The sequence below is a fragment of the Pseudomonas sp. HN2 genome, from assembly GCF_020736465.1.
Lineage (GTDB): Bacteria > Pseudomonadota > Gammaproteobacteria > Pseudomonadales > Pseudomonadaceae > Aquipseudomonas > Aquipseudomonas moraviensis_A.
The window spans coordinates 4,413,200-4,429,083 of record NZ_CP085885.1 but is presented as its reverse complement, the minus strand read 5'-3'; the positions used below and the strand labels follow the sequence as shown (position 1 = coordinate 4,429,083).

Below are 15,884 nucleotides of genomic sequence, written 5' to 3'. Positions count from 1 at the left end.
GCGATGCATGTTCGCCTACTCTTTCGCTGACTGACTTTGCCGGGACTTTCCATGCTCAATAACGATCGCCTGCTGGTGCAGATTCTGCTGCTGGTGTTGTTTGGCGCCAGCCTGTGGGTGATGGCGCCGTTCTGGTCGGCGCTGTTCTGGGGCGCGGTGCTGGCGTTCGCCAGTTGGCCGCTGATGCGTTTGCTGACCCGTGCGCTCAATGGCCGCGAATCGCTGGCCGCGTTGATCCTGACACTGGGCTGGATGTTGCTGGTGGCCGCACCGTTGGTTTGGCTGGGGTTCAATCTCGCCGATCATGTGCGCGATGCCACAGCATTCATCAAGGATGTGCAGGTCGACGGTCTGCCCGAAGCACCGACCTGGCTGGGCAGCGTGCCTCTGGTCGGTGAGCGGCTGGTGGCGATGTGGGACAGCATCGACCAGCAGGGCGCGGCGTTGATGGTCTCGATCAAACCGTATCTGGGGCAGGTCGGCAACTGGCTGCTGGCACGCAGCGCGCAGATCGGCGGCGGGATTCTCGAGCTGACGCTGAGTCTGGTGTTCGTATTCTTTTTCTACCGTGACGGGCCGCGACTGGCGGCGTTCGTGCACAGTCTGCTGCAGCGCTTGATCGGCGATCGTGCCGGGTATTACATCGAGCTCGTGGCCGGAACTGTTCAGCGGGTGGTCAACGGCGTGATTGGTACGGCGGCTGCGCAGGCGGTACTGGCGTTGATCGGCTTTTTGATTGCTGGCGTTCCGGGGGCGCTGGTGCTGGGGATCGTCACGTTCCTGCTCAGCCTGATCCCGATGGGGCCGCCGCTGGTGTGGGTGCCGGCCACGGCGTGGCTGGCGTGGAAGGGCGATTACGGGATGGCGGTGTTTCTCGGGATCTGGGGGACGTTCATCATCAGTGGCGTGGACAATGTGCTCAAGCCGTATCTGATCAGCCGTGGCGGCAATCTGCCGTTGGTGATTGTGTTGCTCGGGGTGTTTGGCGGGTTGATTGCGTTTGGGTTTATCGGGTTGTTTATTGGGCCTACGTTGTTGGCGGTGGCTTATAGTCTGTTGACGGATTGGAGTAAGAGTCAGGCTCGGGTCTAGGGGGGCTTGGCGGCCTTTGGGCCGACCATGCTGCTTGGGGTTTTGGGTGAATATCCATTTCTGCGGTAACGGCGACTTAGGGTTCCGCCCTTACGGCGGGTCACCTTTTTCAAACGCCAAAAAGGTAACCCAAAAGGCTTGCTCCTGCGTTCGGCCCTCGCAGGCTCGGGTTCCTTCGCTGCGGGATCGATCCTGGCGCAGCGGCTCCGGTTTGCTTCGCTGCACCTACACTCGCTGTGTACGACTGCGTCGTACGGTCGCTGCGCTCCCACGCCCGGATCAATCCCTCCGCTCAGCCTCCCGACGTCGCCAGTGGATCAAAAGCAAGATCAAAAGCACTCGAGCTAACGCTCATTGTTGAGTGGGGCGGCTTCGCCGCGGGCAGCTGCGCTGCTTTGCTTTTCTGTGGGAGCGAGCCTGCTCGCGAAGGCGGCCTGACAGCCGACCTGCTCTTGAGTGATACGCGATCCACTGTAGGAGCGAGCCTGCTCGCGATAGCATCCTTAAAACCAACCCATTTCTTTCTGAGACCGCTCGATCCCGGTGGGAGCTGGCTTGCCAGCGATAGCGCCCTCACAGCCAACCCATTATCCCGGATGAACACCACTCCAATGTGGGAGCGAGCCTGCTCGCGAAGGCGGCCTGACAGCCGACCTGCTCTTGAGTGATACGCGATCCACTGTAGGAGCGAGCCTGCTCGCGATAGCGTCCTTAAAACCAACCCATTTCTTTCTGAGACCACTCGATCCCGGTGGGAGCTGGCTTGCCAGCGATAGCGCCCTCACAGCCAACCCATTATCCCGGATGAACACCACTCCAATGTGGGAGCGAGCCTGCTCGCGAAGGCGGCCTGACAGCCGACCTGTTTCTTGAGGTTGTACCCAGTCCAAGTGTAGGAGTGAGCCTGCTCGCGATGACGTCCTCACTGCCAACCCATCGTCCTCTGAGATCACTCGATCCCCTGTGGGAGCTGGCTTGCCAGCAACAGCGCCCTCACAGCCAACCCATTATCCCGGATGAACACCACTCCAATGTAGGAGTGAGCCTGCTCGCGAAGGGGGCGTACATTCAACACAGACATTGAATGAACAGACGCCTTCGCGAGCAGGCTCGCTCCCACAGAGAGTCAGCACCGCGGCAACCGGACAATAGCGGTCAGCCCACCGCCCGGTGTGTCTTCCAGCGTCAATTGCCCACCCAACCGCTGCGCGGCTTCGCGGGCGATGGTCATGCCCAGCCCTACGCCGCCGGAGTTGCGGTTGCGCGAGCCTTCCAGTCGGTAGAACGGTTCAAACACCGCTTCCCGCTGGTCTTCAGCAATGCCCGGTCCGTGATCGATTACCCGAATCAGCAATGCTTCACGCTGTTCCAGCAGTTCAATCTGTGCCTGTCCGGCGTAACGCAGGGCGTTATCCAGCAGGTTGTTGATGCATGAGCGCAGCGCCATCGGTTGCACCGGCAGGGGCGCGCAGTGGCCGCTGACCTGAACATCGGCGCCCTGGTCCTGGGCGTTCTCGCACAGCGATTCGACCAGCGCCTGCACGTCCAGCAGTTGCAAGGCTTCGCTGGTGCGTTGTTCGTGCAGATAGGTGAGGGTGGCGTCGAGCATGCCGATCATGTCGTCCAGATCCTGGCGCATCTGATTTTGCAGTCTGTCGTCGCTGATGTTTTCCAGGCGCAGTTTCAGCCGTGACAGTGGCGTGCGCAGGTCGTGGGAGACGGCGCCGAGCATGCGGGCGCGTTGCTGGACCTGTTCGCGGATACGCCGCTGCATGAGGTTGAAAGTGTGCGCGGCTTGCCGGGCTTCGCGCGGGCCGGACTCGTCGAGGGGGTCGCTGTCGAGGTCTTCGCTCAGGCGCTCGGCGGCGTCGCTCAGGCGCTGGATCGGCCGGCTGAGCAGTTTGGCGCCGTACCACGCAGCGATCATCAGCGTGATGAACTGAAAGGTCAGTGGCACCACCGGGCCACCGAACCAGGGACGCGCTTGCCTCGGTGGGTAAGCGGAATCGTGCACCGGCGGTTGGCCGTCGATGTTGGCTGTGAACGCGGGCGGCGGTGGGGGCGGCGGAGGGCCGTAGAGTTTGAACCAGGCGAAGGCCAGCAGGTGGGCCAGGACAATTGCCACGAACAGCACACCGAACAGCCTGCCGAACAATGTGTCGAAGCGCACCCTCATCAGCCAATGTCCCGCGCGTCGAACAGGTAGCCTTCACCGCGCACGGTCTTGATCAACTGCGGGGCTTTCGGGTCGTCGCCGAGTTTTTGCCGCAGGCGCGAGACCAGCAGATCGATACTGCGGTCGAATGCTTCGATCGAGCGACCGCGGGCGGCGTCGAGCAGTTGTTCGCGGCTGAGCACGCGGCGCGGGCGTTCGAGGAAGACCCAGAGCAGGCGGAACTCAGCGTTGGACAGCGGCACTACCAGGCCGTCGTCGGCGATCACTTGGCGCAGGACGCTGTTCAGGCGCCAGTGGTCGAAGCGAATGTTCGCCCGCTGCTCGGTGCGGTCGTCGCGCACGCGGCGCAGGATGGTCTGGATGCGGGCCACCAGTTCGCGCGGTTCGAAAGGCTTGGCCATGTAGTCGTCGGCGCCCAGTTCCAGGCCGATGATGCGATCGGTGGGTTCGCAGCGAGCGGTGAGCATCAGGATCGGGATGTCCGATTCGGCACGCAGCCAGCGGCACAGCGACAGACCGTCCTCGCCGGGGAGCATCAGGTCGAGGACGATGACATCGAAGTGTTCGGCCTGCAGCGCCTGGCGCATTGCCGCTCCGTCGGTGACGCCGCTGGCGTGGATGTTGAAGCGGGCGAGGTAATCGATCATCAGCTCACGGATCGGCACGTCATCGTCGACGATCAGCGCGCGGATGCTCCAGCGCTTGTCGTCTTTGCTTTCATCCGTCACGGTTGTCGGGGCGTTGGGCATGGGGCTGTTCACTACCAGGGGTGGTTTCAGCATAGGCGTCCAGCCGGGAGGCGGGAAGTGCTGTTGTAAGGGCGTGTTGCGCCGGACGAGGCTAACCCGGGTGCGTGTTGCCGGCGTGTCGGTTGTGTATCGGAGTCGACACAATGACCGTGGCGGCTACGCTGAACACCGCCGGCGCGACGATTTACCGATCATCGGGTGCCGCGCCGCCGCCGGTTCCGCTACAATGCGCGCCGTTTTCGACCAGCCTGAGAGCCCATCCATGTCCGCCTGCCAGACTCCTATCATCGTCGCCCTGGATTTTCCCACCCGTGACGCCGCACTGAAGCTGGCCGATCAGTTGGACCCGAAACTGTGCCGGGTCAAAGTGGGCAAGGAACTGTTCACCAGTTGCGCGGCGGAAATCGTCGGCACCCTGCGTGACAAGGGCTTCGAAGTGTTCCTGGACCTGAAATTCCACGACATCCCCAACACCACGGCGATGGCCGTGAAAGCCGCTGCGGAGATGGGCGTGTGGATGGTCAACGTGCACTGCTCCGGTGGCCTGCGCATGATGGCCGCCTGCCGTGAAGAGCTGGACAAGCGCAGCGGCCCGCAACCGCTGTTGATCGGTGTGACCGTGCTGACCAGCATGGAGCGCGAGGATCTGGCGGGTATCGGTCTGGACATCGAACCGCAGGAGCAAGTGCTGCGGCTGGCGGCCCTGGCCGAGAAGGCCGGGATGGACGGTCTGGTGTGTTCAGCGCTGGAGGCGTCGGCGCTGAAAACCGCGCACCCGTCGCTGCAACTGGTCACCCCGGGGATTCGCCCGGCGGGCAGCGCGCAGGACGATCAGCGCCGCATTCTGACCCCGCGTCAGGCGCTGGATGCCGGTTCCGACTACCTGGTGATCGGTCGCCCGATCAGCCAGGCGGCGAACCCGGCCCAAGCCTTGGCCGCGGTCGTAGCCGAAATCGCCTAAAAGATCGCAGCCTTCGGCAGCTCCTACAGAGCCATGTGAACACCTGTAGGAGCTGCGGAACGCTGCGATCTTTTGATCTTCTGTCTTAAACCTTCAACACCAATTTGCCAAAGTTCTCACCGTTGAACAGTTTCATCAGCGTCTCCGGGAACGTCTCCAGCCCTTCAACCACATCTTCCTTGCTCTTGAGCTGCCCGTTGGCCATCCAGCCGGCCATCTCCTGCGCGGCACTGGCAAACTGCGCGGCGTAGTCCATCACCACAAAACCTTCCATACGCGCGCGATTGACCAGCAGTGACAGGTAATTGGCCGGCCCCTTGACCGCCTCTTTATTGTTGTACTGGCTGATCGCGCCGCAGATCACCACCCGCGCCTTCATGTTCAAGCGGCTCAGCACCGCATCGAGAATGTCGCCGCCGACGTTATCGAAGTACACGTCGACGCCTTTCGGACATTCGCGCTTCAGTCCCGCCACCACGTCTTCAGCCTTGTAATCGATGGCGCCGTCGAAGCCCAACTCGTCGATGAGGAATTTGCACTTGTCGGCACCGCCGGCAATGCCGACGACGCGGCAGCCTTTGATTTTGGCGATCTGCCCGGCGACGCTGCCCACCGCACCTGCCGCGCCGGACAGCACCACGGTGTCACCGGCTTTTGGGGCGCCCACATCTAACAGGGCGAAGTAGGCGGTCATGCCGGTCATGCCCAGCGCAGACAGGTAACGCGGCAATGGTGCGAGTTTCGGATCGACCTTGTAGAAGCCGCGCGGCTCGCCGAGGAAATAATCCTGCACGCCGAGGGCACCGTTGACGTAATCGCCCACGGCAAAACCGGGATTGTTCGAGGCGATGACTTTTCCCACGCCCAGTGCGCGCATGACTTCACCGAGGCCGACCGGCGGGATGTAGGACTTGCCTTCGTTCATCCAGCCTCGCATGGCCGGATCCAGAGACAAATATTCGTTCTTGACCAGAATCTGTCCCGCCTGTGGTTCGCCGACCGGTACTTCCTGATAAGTGAAAGTCTCGCGGGTCGCGGCGCCTACTGGGCGTTTGGCGAGCAGGAACTGGCGATTGGTCTGGTTGGTCATGACAGGCACTCGAACGGAATGAAGCTTTGTTGATAGACCTTCAGCGCCGATGTCGCAAGGTTGGCTGATACGGCGAATGCAGGTCGATCCAGTGCAGTGATGGTTGCAGGTGGGGTTTTATCACTGCAACGCATGGACCCATAAACGGCTTCTGGATAGTGCTGACGCACCGCCACCGCAGCTGGCTATGCTGCAACGCCAACATCCCGGCTTCTTTGCCTTCGAGGACATATCCATGAGCATGACGTTTTCCGGTCAGGTGGTTGTAATCACGGGAGCGGCCCACGGCATCGGCCGGGCGACCGCTCTGGCGTTTGCCGCGCAGGGCCTGAAAGTCGTGGTGGCTGACCTGGATGCGGCCGGTGGTGAAGGCACGGTGGCGCTGATTCGTACAGCCGGTGGCGAAGCGGCCTTCGTGCGCTGCGACGTAACGCTGGAAAGTGATGTAAAAAATCTGATGGACGAGGTGATCAATACCTACGGTCGGCTCGACTACGCCTTCAACAACGCCGGGATCGAAATCGAGAAAGGCAAACTTGCCGACGGTTCGCTCGACGAATTCGACGCGATCATGGGCGTCAACGTCAAAGGCGTCTGGCTGTGCATGAAGTATCAGTTGCCGTTGCTGCTGGCTCAGGGCGGTGGGGCGATCGTCAACACGGCATCGGTGGCCGGGCTGGGCGCGGCACCGAAAATGAGTATCTACGCGGCGTCGAAACATGCAGTGATCGGCCTGACCAAATCGGCGGCAATCGAATATGCGAAGAAGAAAATCCGCGTCAACGCGGTGTGCCCGGCGGTGATCGATACGGACATGTTCCGGCGTGCTTACGAAGCCGATCCGAAGAAGGGCGAATTCGCCAACGCCATGCACCCGGTCGGGCGCATCGGCAAGGTCGAGGAAATCGCCAGTGCGGTGCTGTACCTGTGCAGCGATGGCGCGGCGTTCACTACCGGGCACTCACTGGCGGTGGACGGTGGCGTGACGGCGTTCTGAATGTGTCCGCTTCTAAAGAGCCCGCCTTCGTGCGGGTTTTTTTGTCCCGCGTTCTGTGGGCGTGAATCCGTTAAACAATGTGTATCAAATAGTTAGAACTGCTGCATTTGGCGGCGTTGTCGCACAGCCTCGGCGGCGCGGCTGTGATTTACTGCTGCCAGCAAAACTGACAGGAGTTTGCGAGCTCATGGAACTGAGAATTGACCGACAGGCAATGGTGCCGGTCGTGCAGCAGATTGTGGACGGACTGACGGACTGGATCGTGCAAAGCGGCATCCCGCCGGCCACCCGGTTGCCCTCCGTGCGGCAAATCGCCCGGGGCAATCTGCTCAGCCAGTCGTGCGTCGTCGAAGCCTGCGAGCGCCTGGTTTCGCAGGGCATTCTGACCACGCGTCAGGGGGCCGGATTTATCGTCGCGGCGTCGGCGACCGTGAGCGGTGCAGAGCCGGAACTGGGCGTGTTCGAGGGGCGCCATGCCTGGTGTGATGAGATGAGCGCCACGACCAGTCGTCTGAAGCTGGGGCAGGGCAGCCTGCCGCCGAGCTGGCGTGAGCCCGACGACCTCAGCTACGCGTTACGCGAGGTAGCGCGGACCGACATGGCCAGTCTGTTCAATTACAGCTCGCCGCTGGGCCTGCCAGCGTTGCGCGAGCAGATCGTCAAGCGTCTCAAAACGATGAATATCGAAGCCTGTGGCAGCCGGTTGATGAGCACCAGCGGCGCCAGTCATGCGCTGGATCTTATCGTGCGCACCTTGTTCAAGGCCGGCGACTGTGTGGTGGTGGAAACGCCTGGTCATGCACCGTTGTTTGACCTGTTGCGCATGCACGGCGTACGCATGCTCGAAGTCCGACGTACGCCGAACGGGCCGGACATCGAAATGCTTGAATCGGTGCTGCGTCAGTTTCGTCCCATCGCCCTGTTCATCGGCAGTCACCACCACAATCCCACCGGCAGTTGCCTGACGCCCGCTGTCGCCCAGCGCATCGTGCAACTGAGCAAGACCTACGATCTGCGCGTGATCGAGGACGATGTCTATGCCGATCTGCACACGGGCAACGGCACCCGCCTCGCGGCGCTGGACCATGAGGGGCGGGTCATCTATGTGGGCAGTTTCTCCAAGACCCTGAGCAGTTCGTTGCGGGTGGGTTTTGTGCTGGCTGAGCGCGAACTCGTCATGCGCCTGGCCGAGGTCAAGATGATCAGCGGCCTGGGTTGTTCAAGGCTGGCCGAGGCAGTGCTGGCCCGCCTGATGGCGACGGGCGCGTATCGCAAACTGGTGCAGCGTCAGCGCCAGCGCTTGAATGCTGATCGCGCGGCGGCCCTGCAGGCCCTGGAAGATGCCGACTGGGAAGTGTTCGGCAAGCCGGTTGGCGGGCTGTTCATCTGGGCGCGGGCGCGGTTGAAGGATCAGGCGTTGGTGCGCAGGCAGGCGCAGCGTTGCGGGCTGGAGTTATCGGCAGCGGACGCCTTCAGTCCCAGCGGCGAGGCCGGTGACTGGCAGCGCATCAATGTCGCCTGTGCCTGCGACCCGCGTGCCCGGCAGTTTTTCCGCAATACCTGCGCGGATCGACCTCCAGCATTCTGAAAACGACGCGGGCGTAGCTTTTTGCCATTATTCCGACGCCCGAGACTTGTGCTGGTTCGAGCCCGTTGCGAATCTTCGGCAACAGACTTTGGCAGGGGACTACGCGCAATGATTTCGGCCGTGCAAGGACGTTTTGCCAACCTCGGTATGGCGAAAAAACTGGGTATCGGATTTGTGCTGGTCTTGCTGCTGACTGCATTGGTCGCGGCGATCGGGGTCTGGTCCCTGCAAGCCATCAGTCTGCGTTTCGACGGCTTGAAGCAGATGTCTGCGCTCAACAGCGGCCTGCTCAAGGTGCGTCTGCTCGAGCAGGAGTACGCCCTGCGTGGCAATCCGAAAACCGCCGATGCCCTGCGCGAAGGTGTCGATGGGCTGATCGTCCTTGCCGGTGAGCTCAAGGCGCATACGCCGGCCAATGTGCCGGTGATGAGCGATGTCGAGCAAGCGCTGGGCGCGTATCGCAAGGCGTTCGATGAATTCGTTTCGCTGAGCCAGGCCAAGGACCTCGCGCTGGAAATGGCCAGTTGGTCGGTGTCCAGCGTGGCGAATAATCTCGACGTGTTGCAGGCCGGGCTCGCCGATGATGGCGCCTACACGCTCAAAGACACCGAGGGCAAGGACGGCGCCCAGTTCATCGAACAGGCCAGTCAGGTCAGTCAGGTCTCGCGGCTGATGTTGCAGGCAATGAACGAAGCGCGCGTGCGCCTGGATCAGAGTCGCAAGGGCGATCCCGACAATGCGGGTCAAGGCAATATTGAACAGGCGGCGCAAGCACAAGAGCAGGCCGAGGCGCTGAAAACCACGGTCAAGGACGAGGGCTATCTGACCGTGCTCAATGAAGTGTCGGGGCACATCGCCGGGTTCAACGAAAAACTCGCTGAATACACTGGCCTGCTGGCGCAGGAAAAAACTGTCTACGACCAACTGCATCAGCGTGCCGCGCAGGTGATGGATCGAGTGAATCAGGCCTATGTCGCCGAAGACGCTTCAATGCAGGCCGAGCTGAAGAAGAACTCGATGCTGATCATCGGCTCCTCGGCGCTGGCCTTGTTGGTCGGATTGCTCGCCGCCTGGGTGATCACGCGGCTGATCGTGGCGCCGCTGCGCAGTGTGATTCGCGTGGCTCAGCAGATTGCTGCGGGTGATCTGACGGCGAAGGTCGAGGTGACGCGCCGCGATGAAATGGGTCAGCTGATGCTGGCGATGCAGCAGATGGCTGCAGGCCTTGGCACGATTGTCAGTGGCTTGCAGGCCGGGATCGAACGCCTGGCCGGTTCCGCGCAATCGCTGTCAGCAGTGACTGAGCAAACCAACCTGGAGGTCAACAGCCAGAAAGAAGAAACCGAGCAGGTGGCCACGGCCATGAATCAGATGACCGCCACTGTGCATGACGTCGCGCGCAATGCCGAAGAAGCGGCGCTGGCAGCGCAGACAGCGGATGACAAGGTCGAGAGCGGCCAGCAGGTTGTGCGCCAGAGCATGGCGCGGATCGAGCAGTTGGCCGATTCGGCGACTTCCGCCAGTTCGAGTATCGAGAGCCTCAGCGCCGAGATTCAGAATATCGGCACGGTGCTGGAGGTGATCAAGAGCGTGGCCGAGCAAACCAATCTGTTGGCGCTGAACGCGGCCATCGAAGCGGCGCGGGCCGGTGAGCAGGGCAGGGGATTTGCGGTGGTGGCCGATGAGGTGCGCGCACTGGCACGGCGCACGCAGCAATCGACCGAGGAGATCGAGCGTCTGGTCAGTGCCTTGCGGGCGGCGGCGCAGTCGTCGGTGCAGCAGATTCGCAGCAGTGGCGAGCTGGTGAAGCTGGCGGTCAGCGATGCACTGCAGACCGAGAGTGCGCTGGGGAGTATTGCGGCGGCGGTGTCGTTGATTCAGCAGATGAATCAGCAGATTGCGGCGGTGGCGGAGGAGCAGAGTTCGGTGGCGGAGGAAATCAATCGCAGTGTCACACAGATTCGCGCGAGCGCGGATCACTCTTCGCTGGCGATGCGCGGGAATGCGGCTTCGAGTGTTGAGCTGGCGCAGTTGGGGGGGGAGTTGCGCTCGATGGTTGGGCATTTTCGGCTTTGAGCCTTGGCGGCCTCTGGGCCGACCAGGCTGTGGGTTGATGGCGTGAATATCCGTTGCTGCGGGTGTTGCTTCTGGCGGTTCCGCCCTTACGGCGGGTCACTTTGGCAAACGCCCCAAAGTAACCAAAGGTCTGTGCCCTGACGTTCGGCCCCTCGCTGGGGCTCGGGGTTCCTTCGCTACGGGATCGATCCTGGCGCAGCGGCTCCGGTTTGCTTCGCTGCACCTACACTCGCTGTGTACGACTGCGTCGTACGGTCGCTGCGCTCCCACGCCCGGATCAATCCCTCCACTCAGCCTGCCGACGGGCTCCCAGATCAAGATCAAAAGCGGAACTCGAGCTAACGCTCATCGTGTGTAGGAGCTGCCGAAGGCTGCGATCTTTTGCTGTTGCTGTTGCTGTTGCTGTTGCTGTTGCTGTTGCTGTTGCTGTTGCTGTTGCTGTTGTGGGAGCGAGCCTGCTCGCGAAGGCGGTCTGACAGCCGACCTGTTCTTGAGTGTTACGCGATCCGCCTGTAGGAGCTGCCGAAGGCTGCGATCTTTTGCTTTTGACTTTGCTTTTCTGTGGGAGCGAGCCTGCTCGCGATGGCGATCTTCAAATCACACCCTCTTTTAACCCCCCCACAAAGAAGCCACCGATTACGGTGGCTTCTTTCCCGGCATTCGCGCCTCAGTCGTAAATCACTTTCTTCTTCCAGTCCGCATCCGCTTCGACATCCTTCAAACCAGCGGTCAATTGGTTTTCTTCACCTTCAACCGGGGCAATCTTGTCCATGACCTGGGCATTGGCGCGCGCGAGGAGTTTTTCCAGGTATTGCAGTTGCTCGGCGTACATCTGCGGATCCTGTTGTTTGCGCAGATATTGCACGCCACGTTCGAAGGCGAGGCGGGCCTGGCCGGGTTGGTTTTGTTGCAGGGACTGTTGGCCCAGGTTGTTGAAGAATTCGATGTGCAGCAGAACAAGGATGTGGCGCACTTCGCGAATCCATTGTTTGGCTTCGTTCGGTGGCAGGAAGCCGTCGTGGGCGGCGCGGGTGATCTGGCCGTGCAGGGCTTCGAGGAGGAAGCGTACGTCTTTGGCCTTGGCTTCGGTCAGGATCGGCGCCGGCGGGTTGTTGACCGGGATCGATTCGCCCTGGGCCACCAGGGCACTGAGTTCGGTGATCCGGGCCTTGGTGGTCGCGCTGGTTTTTTCCAGATTGAGCAGGCGCTGGCAGACGTTGAGTTCCAGGCGGGTCAGCAGCAGCTTGAGCGCCGGGGTCATGAACTGGCCGGGGAAGGTTTCGGTCAGTTCGCCGCAGCGGCGCAGGCGGTCGTTGAGTTCGACTTTGGTGCGGGCCTTCTCCAGTTTATTGTTTTCCACCACATGGTTCATGTAGCCAATGGCGATCAGAATTGCGATCCCGGCTACGACTAGCAGGGTGATCATGAGTGGTGTCACCGGTAAGACCTCTTTATAGGGTTCGCATGCGAGTGTAGTGGCTGGGCATTTAGGCGCCTAGCGCCGCTCGACGGGTTTGATCGGCTGCTGCAATCTGTATCGGCCGCCGGCTGTATAGATGAATGCTGGCGCTTGATGTGCAGATTGCCATCACTGTGCGGTGGACTATAACGTCTTGGCGAGTGGCGGAATATAGGCGTCAGGTTTCGGATGACGGAAAAGCCCTGCGTAGCCCTTAATCCAGGTCGAAGTCATTGATTTAAATAAATTTATATCAGGGGGTTGACGACCTCTCAATCCATCCATAGAATGCGCGCCACTTGCAGCGTAAAGCACACAGCGAAACGCGGCAGGGAGTGAATGTTGTAGTGTGTCCCCTTCGTCTAGTGGCCTAGGACACCGCCCTTTCACGGCGGTAACAGGGGTTCGAGTCCCCTAGGGGACGCCAATGCGGGAATAGCTCAGTTGGTAGAGCACGACCTTGCCAAGGTCGGGGTCGCGAGTTCGAGTCTCGTTTCCCGCTCCAATTTTAAACAGCAGTGCTTTCGGGCGGTGCTGAGTGAAACCAGAACCAAGTCTTCGGACGCGGATCTGGACACCGAAACACACACCATGTGTTCCGGGTAGCGTGTCCCCTTCGTCTAGTGGCCTAGGACACCGCCCTTTCACGGCGGTAACAGGGGTTCGAGTCCCCTAGGGGACGCCATTTGCGGGAATAGCTCAGTTGGTAGAGCACGACCTTGCCAAGGTCGGGGTCGCGAGTTCGAGTCTCGTTTCCCGCTCCAATTTCACAAAAACGCCGATCAGTGATGATCGGCGTTTTTGTTTGTGCGCGTTTTGTAGCGGCAAAAAAAAAGGACCCTGCCCTGGAACCAGTGCAGGGTGCCTTTCCAGTTTCAATGGAATCACCCAATCATACAGCTGCAGGATTCTGCTTCTCGGGGTCAATCCCATAAAGAACAATCGCCTCGGCGACTTTTTCCCGTGTGATCGCTCCGTCGTCAGCCAGCGCTTTGAGGGCCGCCAAGGCAATGAAATGGCGATCCACTTCGAAAAACCGACGCAACGATTCGCGGGTGTCCGATTGGCCGAAACCGTCAGTGCCCAGGGCGACGAAGCGGCGATTGGGCACGAACGGGCGGATCTGATCGGCGAATATTTTCATATAGTCGGTCGCGATCACCACCGGACCCTGTGCATCCTGCAGGCAGCTTTCAACATGGCTGATGCGAGGTGTCTGTTGTGGATGAAGCAGGTTCCAGCGTTCGGCATCCTGGCCCTCCCGACGCAGTTCGGTCAGGCTGGTGACGCTCCATACGTCACTGCTGACGGCAAAATCCCGCTCCAACAATTGGGCTGCGGCGACGACTTCCTGCAGGATCGAACCGCAACCCATCAGTTGCACATGCTTGCCTTCGGCGGGGTGCGCACTGGCGCTGAGCCGGTACATGCCTCTGAGGATGTCTTGCTCGACACCCTCGGGCATCGGCGGATGGGCGTAGTTCTCGTTGAGCAGCGTGATGTAGTAAAAGATATCCTCGTTTTCGGCATACATCCGCCGCATCCCGTCCTGGATGATCACCGCCAGTTCATAGGCGTAAGTGGGGTCGTAGGACACGCAGCAGGGGATGGTGGAGGACAGGACATGGCTATGGCCGTCGTCGTGCTGCAGGCCCTCGCCCATCAGCGTGGTCCGGCCGGACGTGGCGCCGAGCAGGAAGCCCCGGGCACGGGCGTCACCTGCCGCCCAAGCGAGGTCACCCACGCGCTGGAAGCCGAACATCGAGTAGAAAATATAGAAGGGCACCGTCATTACGGCGTGGGTGCTGTAGGAAGTGCTCGCGGCGATCCAGGAAGAAATTCCGCCGGATTCGTTCAGGCCTTCCTGCATGATCTGGCCATCTCTGGCCTCCTTGTAATAACTCAGTTGGCCGGCGTCCTGAGGCGTATAGAGCTGGCCGACGTGGGAGTGGATGCCAATCTGGCGGAACAGGCTTTCCATACCGAAGGTGCGTGATTCATCGGGCACGATCGGCACGATCAGTTTGCCAATGTTCGGGTCCTTGAGCAGCGTGCCGAGGATGCGCACGAACGCCATGGTCGTGGAGATCGCCCGCTCGCCAGTCCCTTTGAGCTGTGTATCCAGCGTCGACAAAGGCGGGACCTGCAATGGTGCCACGGCATTGAAACGGGCCGGGATGTAACCGCCCAACTGGCTGCGCCTGGCTTGCAGGTACAGGCTTTCGACGCTGTCCGCAGCCGGTTTGAGGTAAGGCATGTCGCCGAGCTGATCGTCACTGAGTTCCAGTCCGAACCGATCACGGAACGCCTTGACCGCGTCGTCGCCCATCTTCTTGAGCTGGTGGTTGATATTCTGACCTTCACCGGCTTCGCCCATGCCGAAACCCTTCACCGTCTTGGCGAGGATCACGGTCGGTCCGCCGATGTGGCGCATGGCGGCGGCGTACGCGTTGTGGACTTTCTCCGGATCGTGGCCACCACGGGACAGTTTCCAGATGTCGTCGTCGCTCAGGTCACTGACCAGCTCCAGCAGCTCAGGGTATTTGCCGAAAAAATGCTCCCGCACATAGGCGCCGTTCTGCGACTTGTAGTTCTGATAGTCGCCGTCGACGCACTCCATCATCCGCTGGCGCAGCAGGCCGGTCCTGTCCTTCTGCAACAGGGCATCCCAGCCGCTGCCCCAGATTACCTTGAGTACATTCCAGCCAGCCGCCCGGTACAGGCTTTCGAACTCCTGAATCACCTTGCTGTTGCCGCGCACCGGTCCATCCAGGCGCTGCAGATTGCAGTTGACGACAAAGATGAGGTTGTCGAGCTTTTCCCGGCCTGCGAGCGAAATCGCCGCCAGGGATTCCGGCTGGTCCATTTCACCGTCGCCGAGAAATGCCCATACTTTTCGCCCCTGATGTTCCTTCAGCCCGCGGTCCTCCAGGTAACGCATGAACCGGGCCTGATACGCGGCGGTAATTGGCCCGAGCCCCATGGACACCGTCGGGAATTGCCAGAACTCCGGCATCAGCCGCGGATGCGGATAGGATGAGATACCGTCACGATCGGTTTCGCGGCGGAAGTTGTCCAGTTGCTCTTCACTCAGGCGTCCTTCCAGATACGCCCGTGCGTAGATGCCCGGTGAGGAGTGGCCCTGGATGTACACCATGTCGCCGGCGAACTGCTCGGTGCGGCCACGGAAAAAATGCTCGAAGCCGACGTCGTACAAAACCGCCGCCGATGCGTAGGACGCAATGTGTCCGCCCACGTTCGAATGTTTGCCAGCGCGCAGCACCATGGCCAGCGCGTTCCAGCGGATATAGGCATTGATCCGGCGCTCCACGGCCAGATCGCCGGGATAGGGCTGCTGGCGTTCGACCGGGATCGTATTGACGTAGGGCGTCGTCACGCGCCCGTAGAAGTCACCGTGACGGTTGGCGTCGAAATCCAGCATCTGATCGATCAGATAGTGGGCGCGAGGGCGTCCTTCGACACTCGCCACCGACTCAATCGATTCGAGCCATTCGCGAGTCTCTTGTGGATCCTCGTCGAGAAAAGCGGGTTGTTGTGCCATCGTTGTCGTCTCCTGAACATTGCAGCAGCACCGAGTCGTTTGGTGCCTGACCAAGGGGCGTGGGTCAGCGCCAGCCTTCGAGTTTGTAGTTGCAGTTGCAACTACGTGAAAGAACTTAGCCTGCCGTGCGCTAC

Annotated in this window: 10 protein-coding genes, 4 tRNA genes and 1 pseudogene; 10 read left to right on the top strand and 5 right to left on the bottom strand. The window is 61.0% G+C overall.

Annotation, left to right across the window (positions count from 1 at the left end; genetic code table 11):
• The first annotated feature begins 51 nt into the window (after positions 1–51).
• Positions 52–1,092, top strand: a complete 1,041-nt coding sequence (locus tag LIS66_RS19555) for an AI-2E family transporter (RefSeq protein ID WP_042607148.1) — start codon at positions 52–54, stop codon at positions 1,090–1,092.
• A gap of 1,126 nt (positions 1,093–2,218) precedes the next feature.
• On the opposite strand, the gene LIS66_RS19550 is transcribed toward LIS66_RS19555, so the two are convergent.
• On the bottom strand, positions 2,219–3,268 hold the full coding sequence (locus LIS66_RS19550) for an ATP-binding protein (RefSeq protein WP_227972853.1): 1,050 nt from the start codon (positions 3,266–3,268) through the stop codon (positions 2,219–2,221).
• On the bottom strand, positions 3,268–4,017 hold the full coding sequence (locus LIS66_RS19545) for a response regulator (RefSeq protein ID WP_064361435.1): 750 nt from the start codon (positions 4,015–4,017) through the stop codon (positions 3,268–3,270). Before LIS66_RS19545 ends, LIS66_RS19550 begins: the two co-directional genes overlap by 1 nt.
• 262 nt (positions 4,018–4,279) lie before the next feature.
• On the opposite strand from LIS66_RS19545, the gene pyrF reads away from it, so the two are divergent.
• Positions 4,280–4,978, top strand: coding sequence for an orotidine-5'-phosphate decarboxylase (gene pyrF / locus LIS66_RS19540; protein WP_041479471.1), 699 nt, complete (start codon positions 4,280–4,282; stop codon positions 4,976–4,978).
• Positions 4,979–5,063: 85 nt separating this feature from the next.
• On the opposite strand, the gene LIS66_RS19535 is transcribed toward pyrF, so the two are convergent.
• Positions 5,064–6,068, bottom strand: coding sequence for an NADP-dependent oxidoreductase (locus LIS66_RS19535; RefSeq protein ID WP_016773662.1), 1,005 nt, complete (start codon positions 6,066–6,068; stop codon positions 5,064–5,066).
• 235 nt (positions 6,069–6,303) lie between these two features.
• On the opposite strand from LIS66_RS19535, the gene LIS66_RS19530 reads away from it, so the two are divergent.
• From LIS66_RS19530 to LIS66_RS28020, 4 genes and pseudogenes are all read left to right on the top strand, one after another.
• Entirely contained in the window at positions 6,304–7,065 is a 762-nt protein-coding gene (locus LIS66_RS19530) for an SDR family oxidoreductase (RefSeq protein WP_042610735.1), read from the top strand.
• Positions 7,066–7,252: 187 nt separating this feature from the next.
• Entirely contained in the window at positions 7,253–8,653 is a 1,401-nt protein-coding gene (locus tag LIS66_RS19525) for a PLP-dependent aminotransferase family protein (RefSeq protein WP_227972852.1), read from the top strand.
• A gap of 108 nt (positions 8,654–8,761) precedes the next feature.
• A pseudogene (locus tag LIS66_RS28025) lies at positions 8,762–9,820 on the top strand (HAMP domain-containing protein); the annotation flags it as partial.
• 15 nt (positions 9,821–9,835) lie between these two features.
• The gene (locus tag LIS66_RS28020) at positions 9,836–10,729 is read left to right on the top strand and encodes a methyl-accepting chemotaxis protein (protein WP_416220765.1); all 894 of its coding nucleotides are present in this window, start codon (positions 9,836–9,838) and stop codon (positions 10,727–10,729) included.
• A 667-nt stretch (positions 10,730–11,396) separates the two neighbouring features.
• Here the strand turns inward: LIS66_RS28020 and LIS66_RS19515 are convergent.
• Entirely contained in the window at positions 11,397–12,155 is a 759-nt protein-coding gene (locus LIS66_RS19515; RefSeq protein WP_039764159.1) for a hypothetical protein, read from the bottom strand.
• 384 nt (positions 12,156–12,539) lie between these two features.
• Between LIS66_RS19515 and LIS66_RS19510 the strand changes: the two genes are divergently transcribed.
• The 4 genes from LIS66_RS19510 (at position 12,540) to LIS66_RS19495 (ending at position 12,952) form a co-directional block, all read left to right on the top strand.
• A tRNA-Glu gene (locus LIS66_RS19510) sits at positions 12,540–12,615 on the top strand.
• 2 nt (positions 12,616–12,617) lie between these two features.
• Positions 12,618–12,693: transfer RNA gene (locus LIS66_RS19505), tRNA-Gly, on the top strand.
• Positions 12,694–12,797: 104 nt separating this feature from the next.
• Positions 12,798–12,873: transfer RNA gene (locus LIS66_RS19500), tRNA-Glu, on the top strand.
• A gap of 3 nt (positions 12,874–12,876) precedes the next feature.
• Positions 12,877–12,952 (top strand) — tRNA-Gly (locus LIS66_RS19495).
• 128 nt (positions 12,953–13,080) lie between these two features.
• Here the strand turns inward: LIS66_RS19495 and aceE are convergent.
• Positions 13,081–15,750: a pyruvate dehydrogenase (acetyl-transferring), homodimeric type gene (aceE, locus tag LIS66_RS19490; protein WP_227972850.1), complete on the bottom strand. Its 2,670-nt coding sequence runs from the start codon at positions 15,748–15,750 to the stop codon at positions 13,081–13,083.
• Positions 15,751–15,884: the final 134 nt, after the last annotated feature.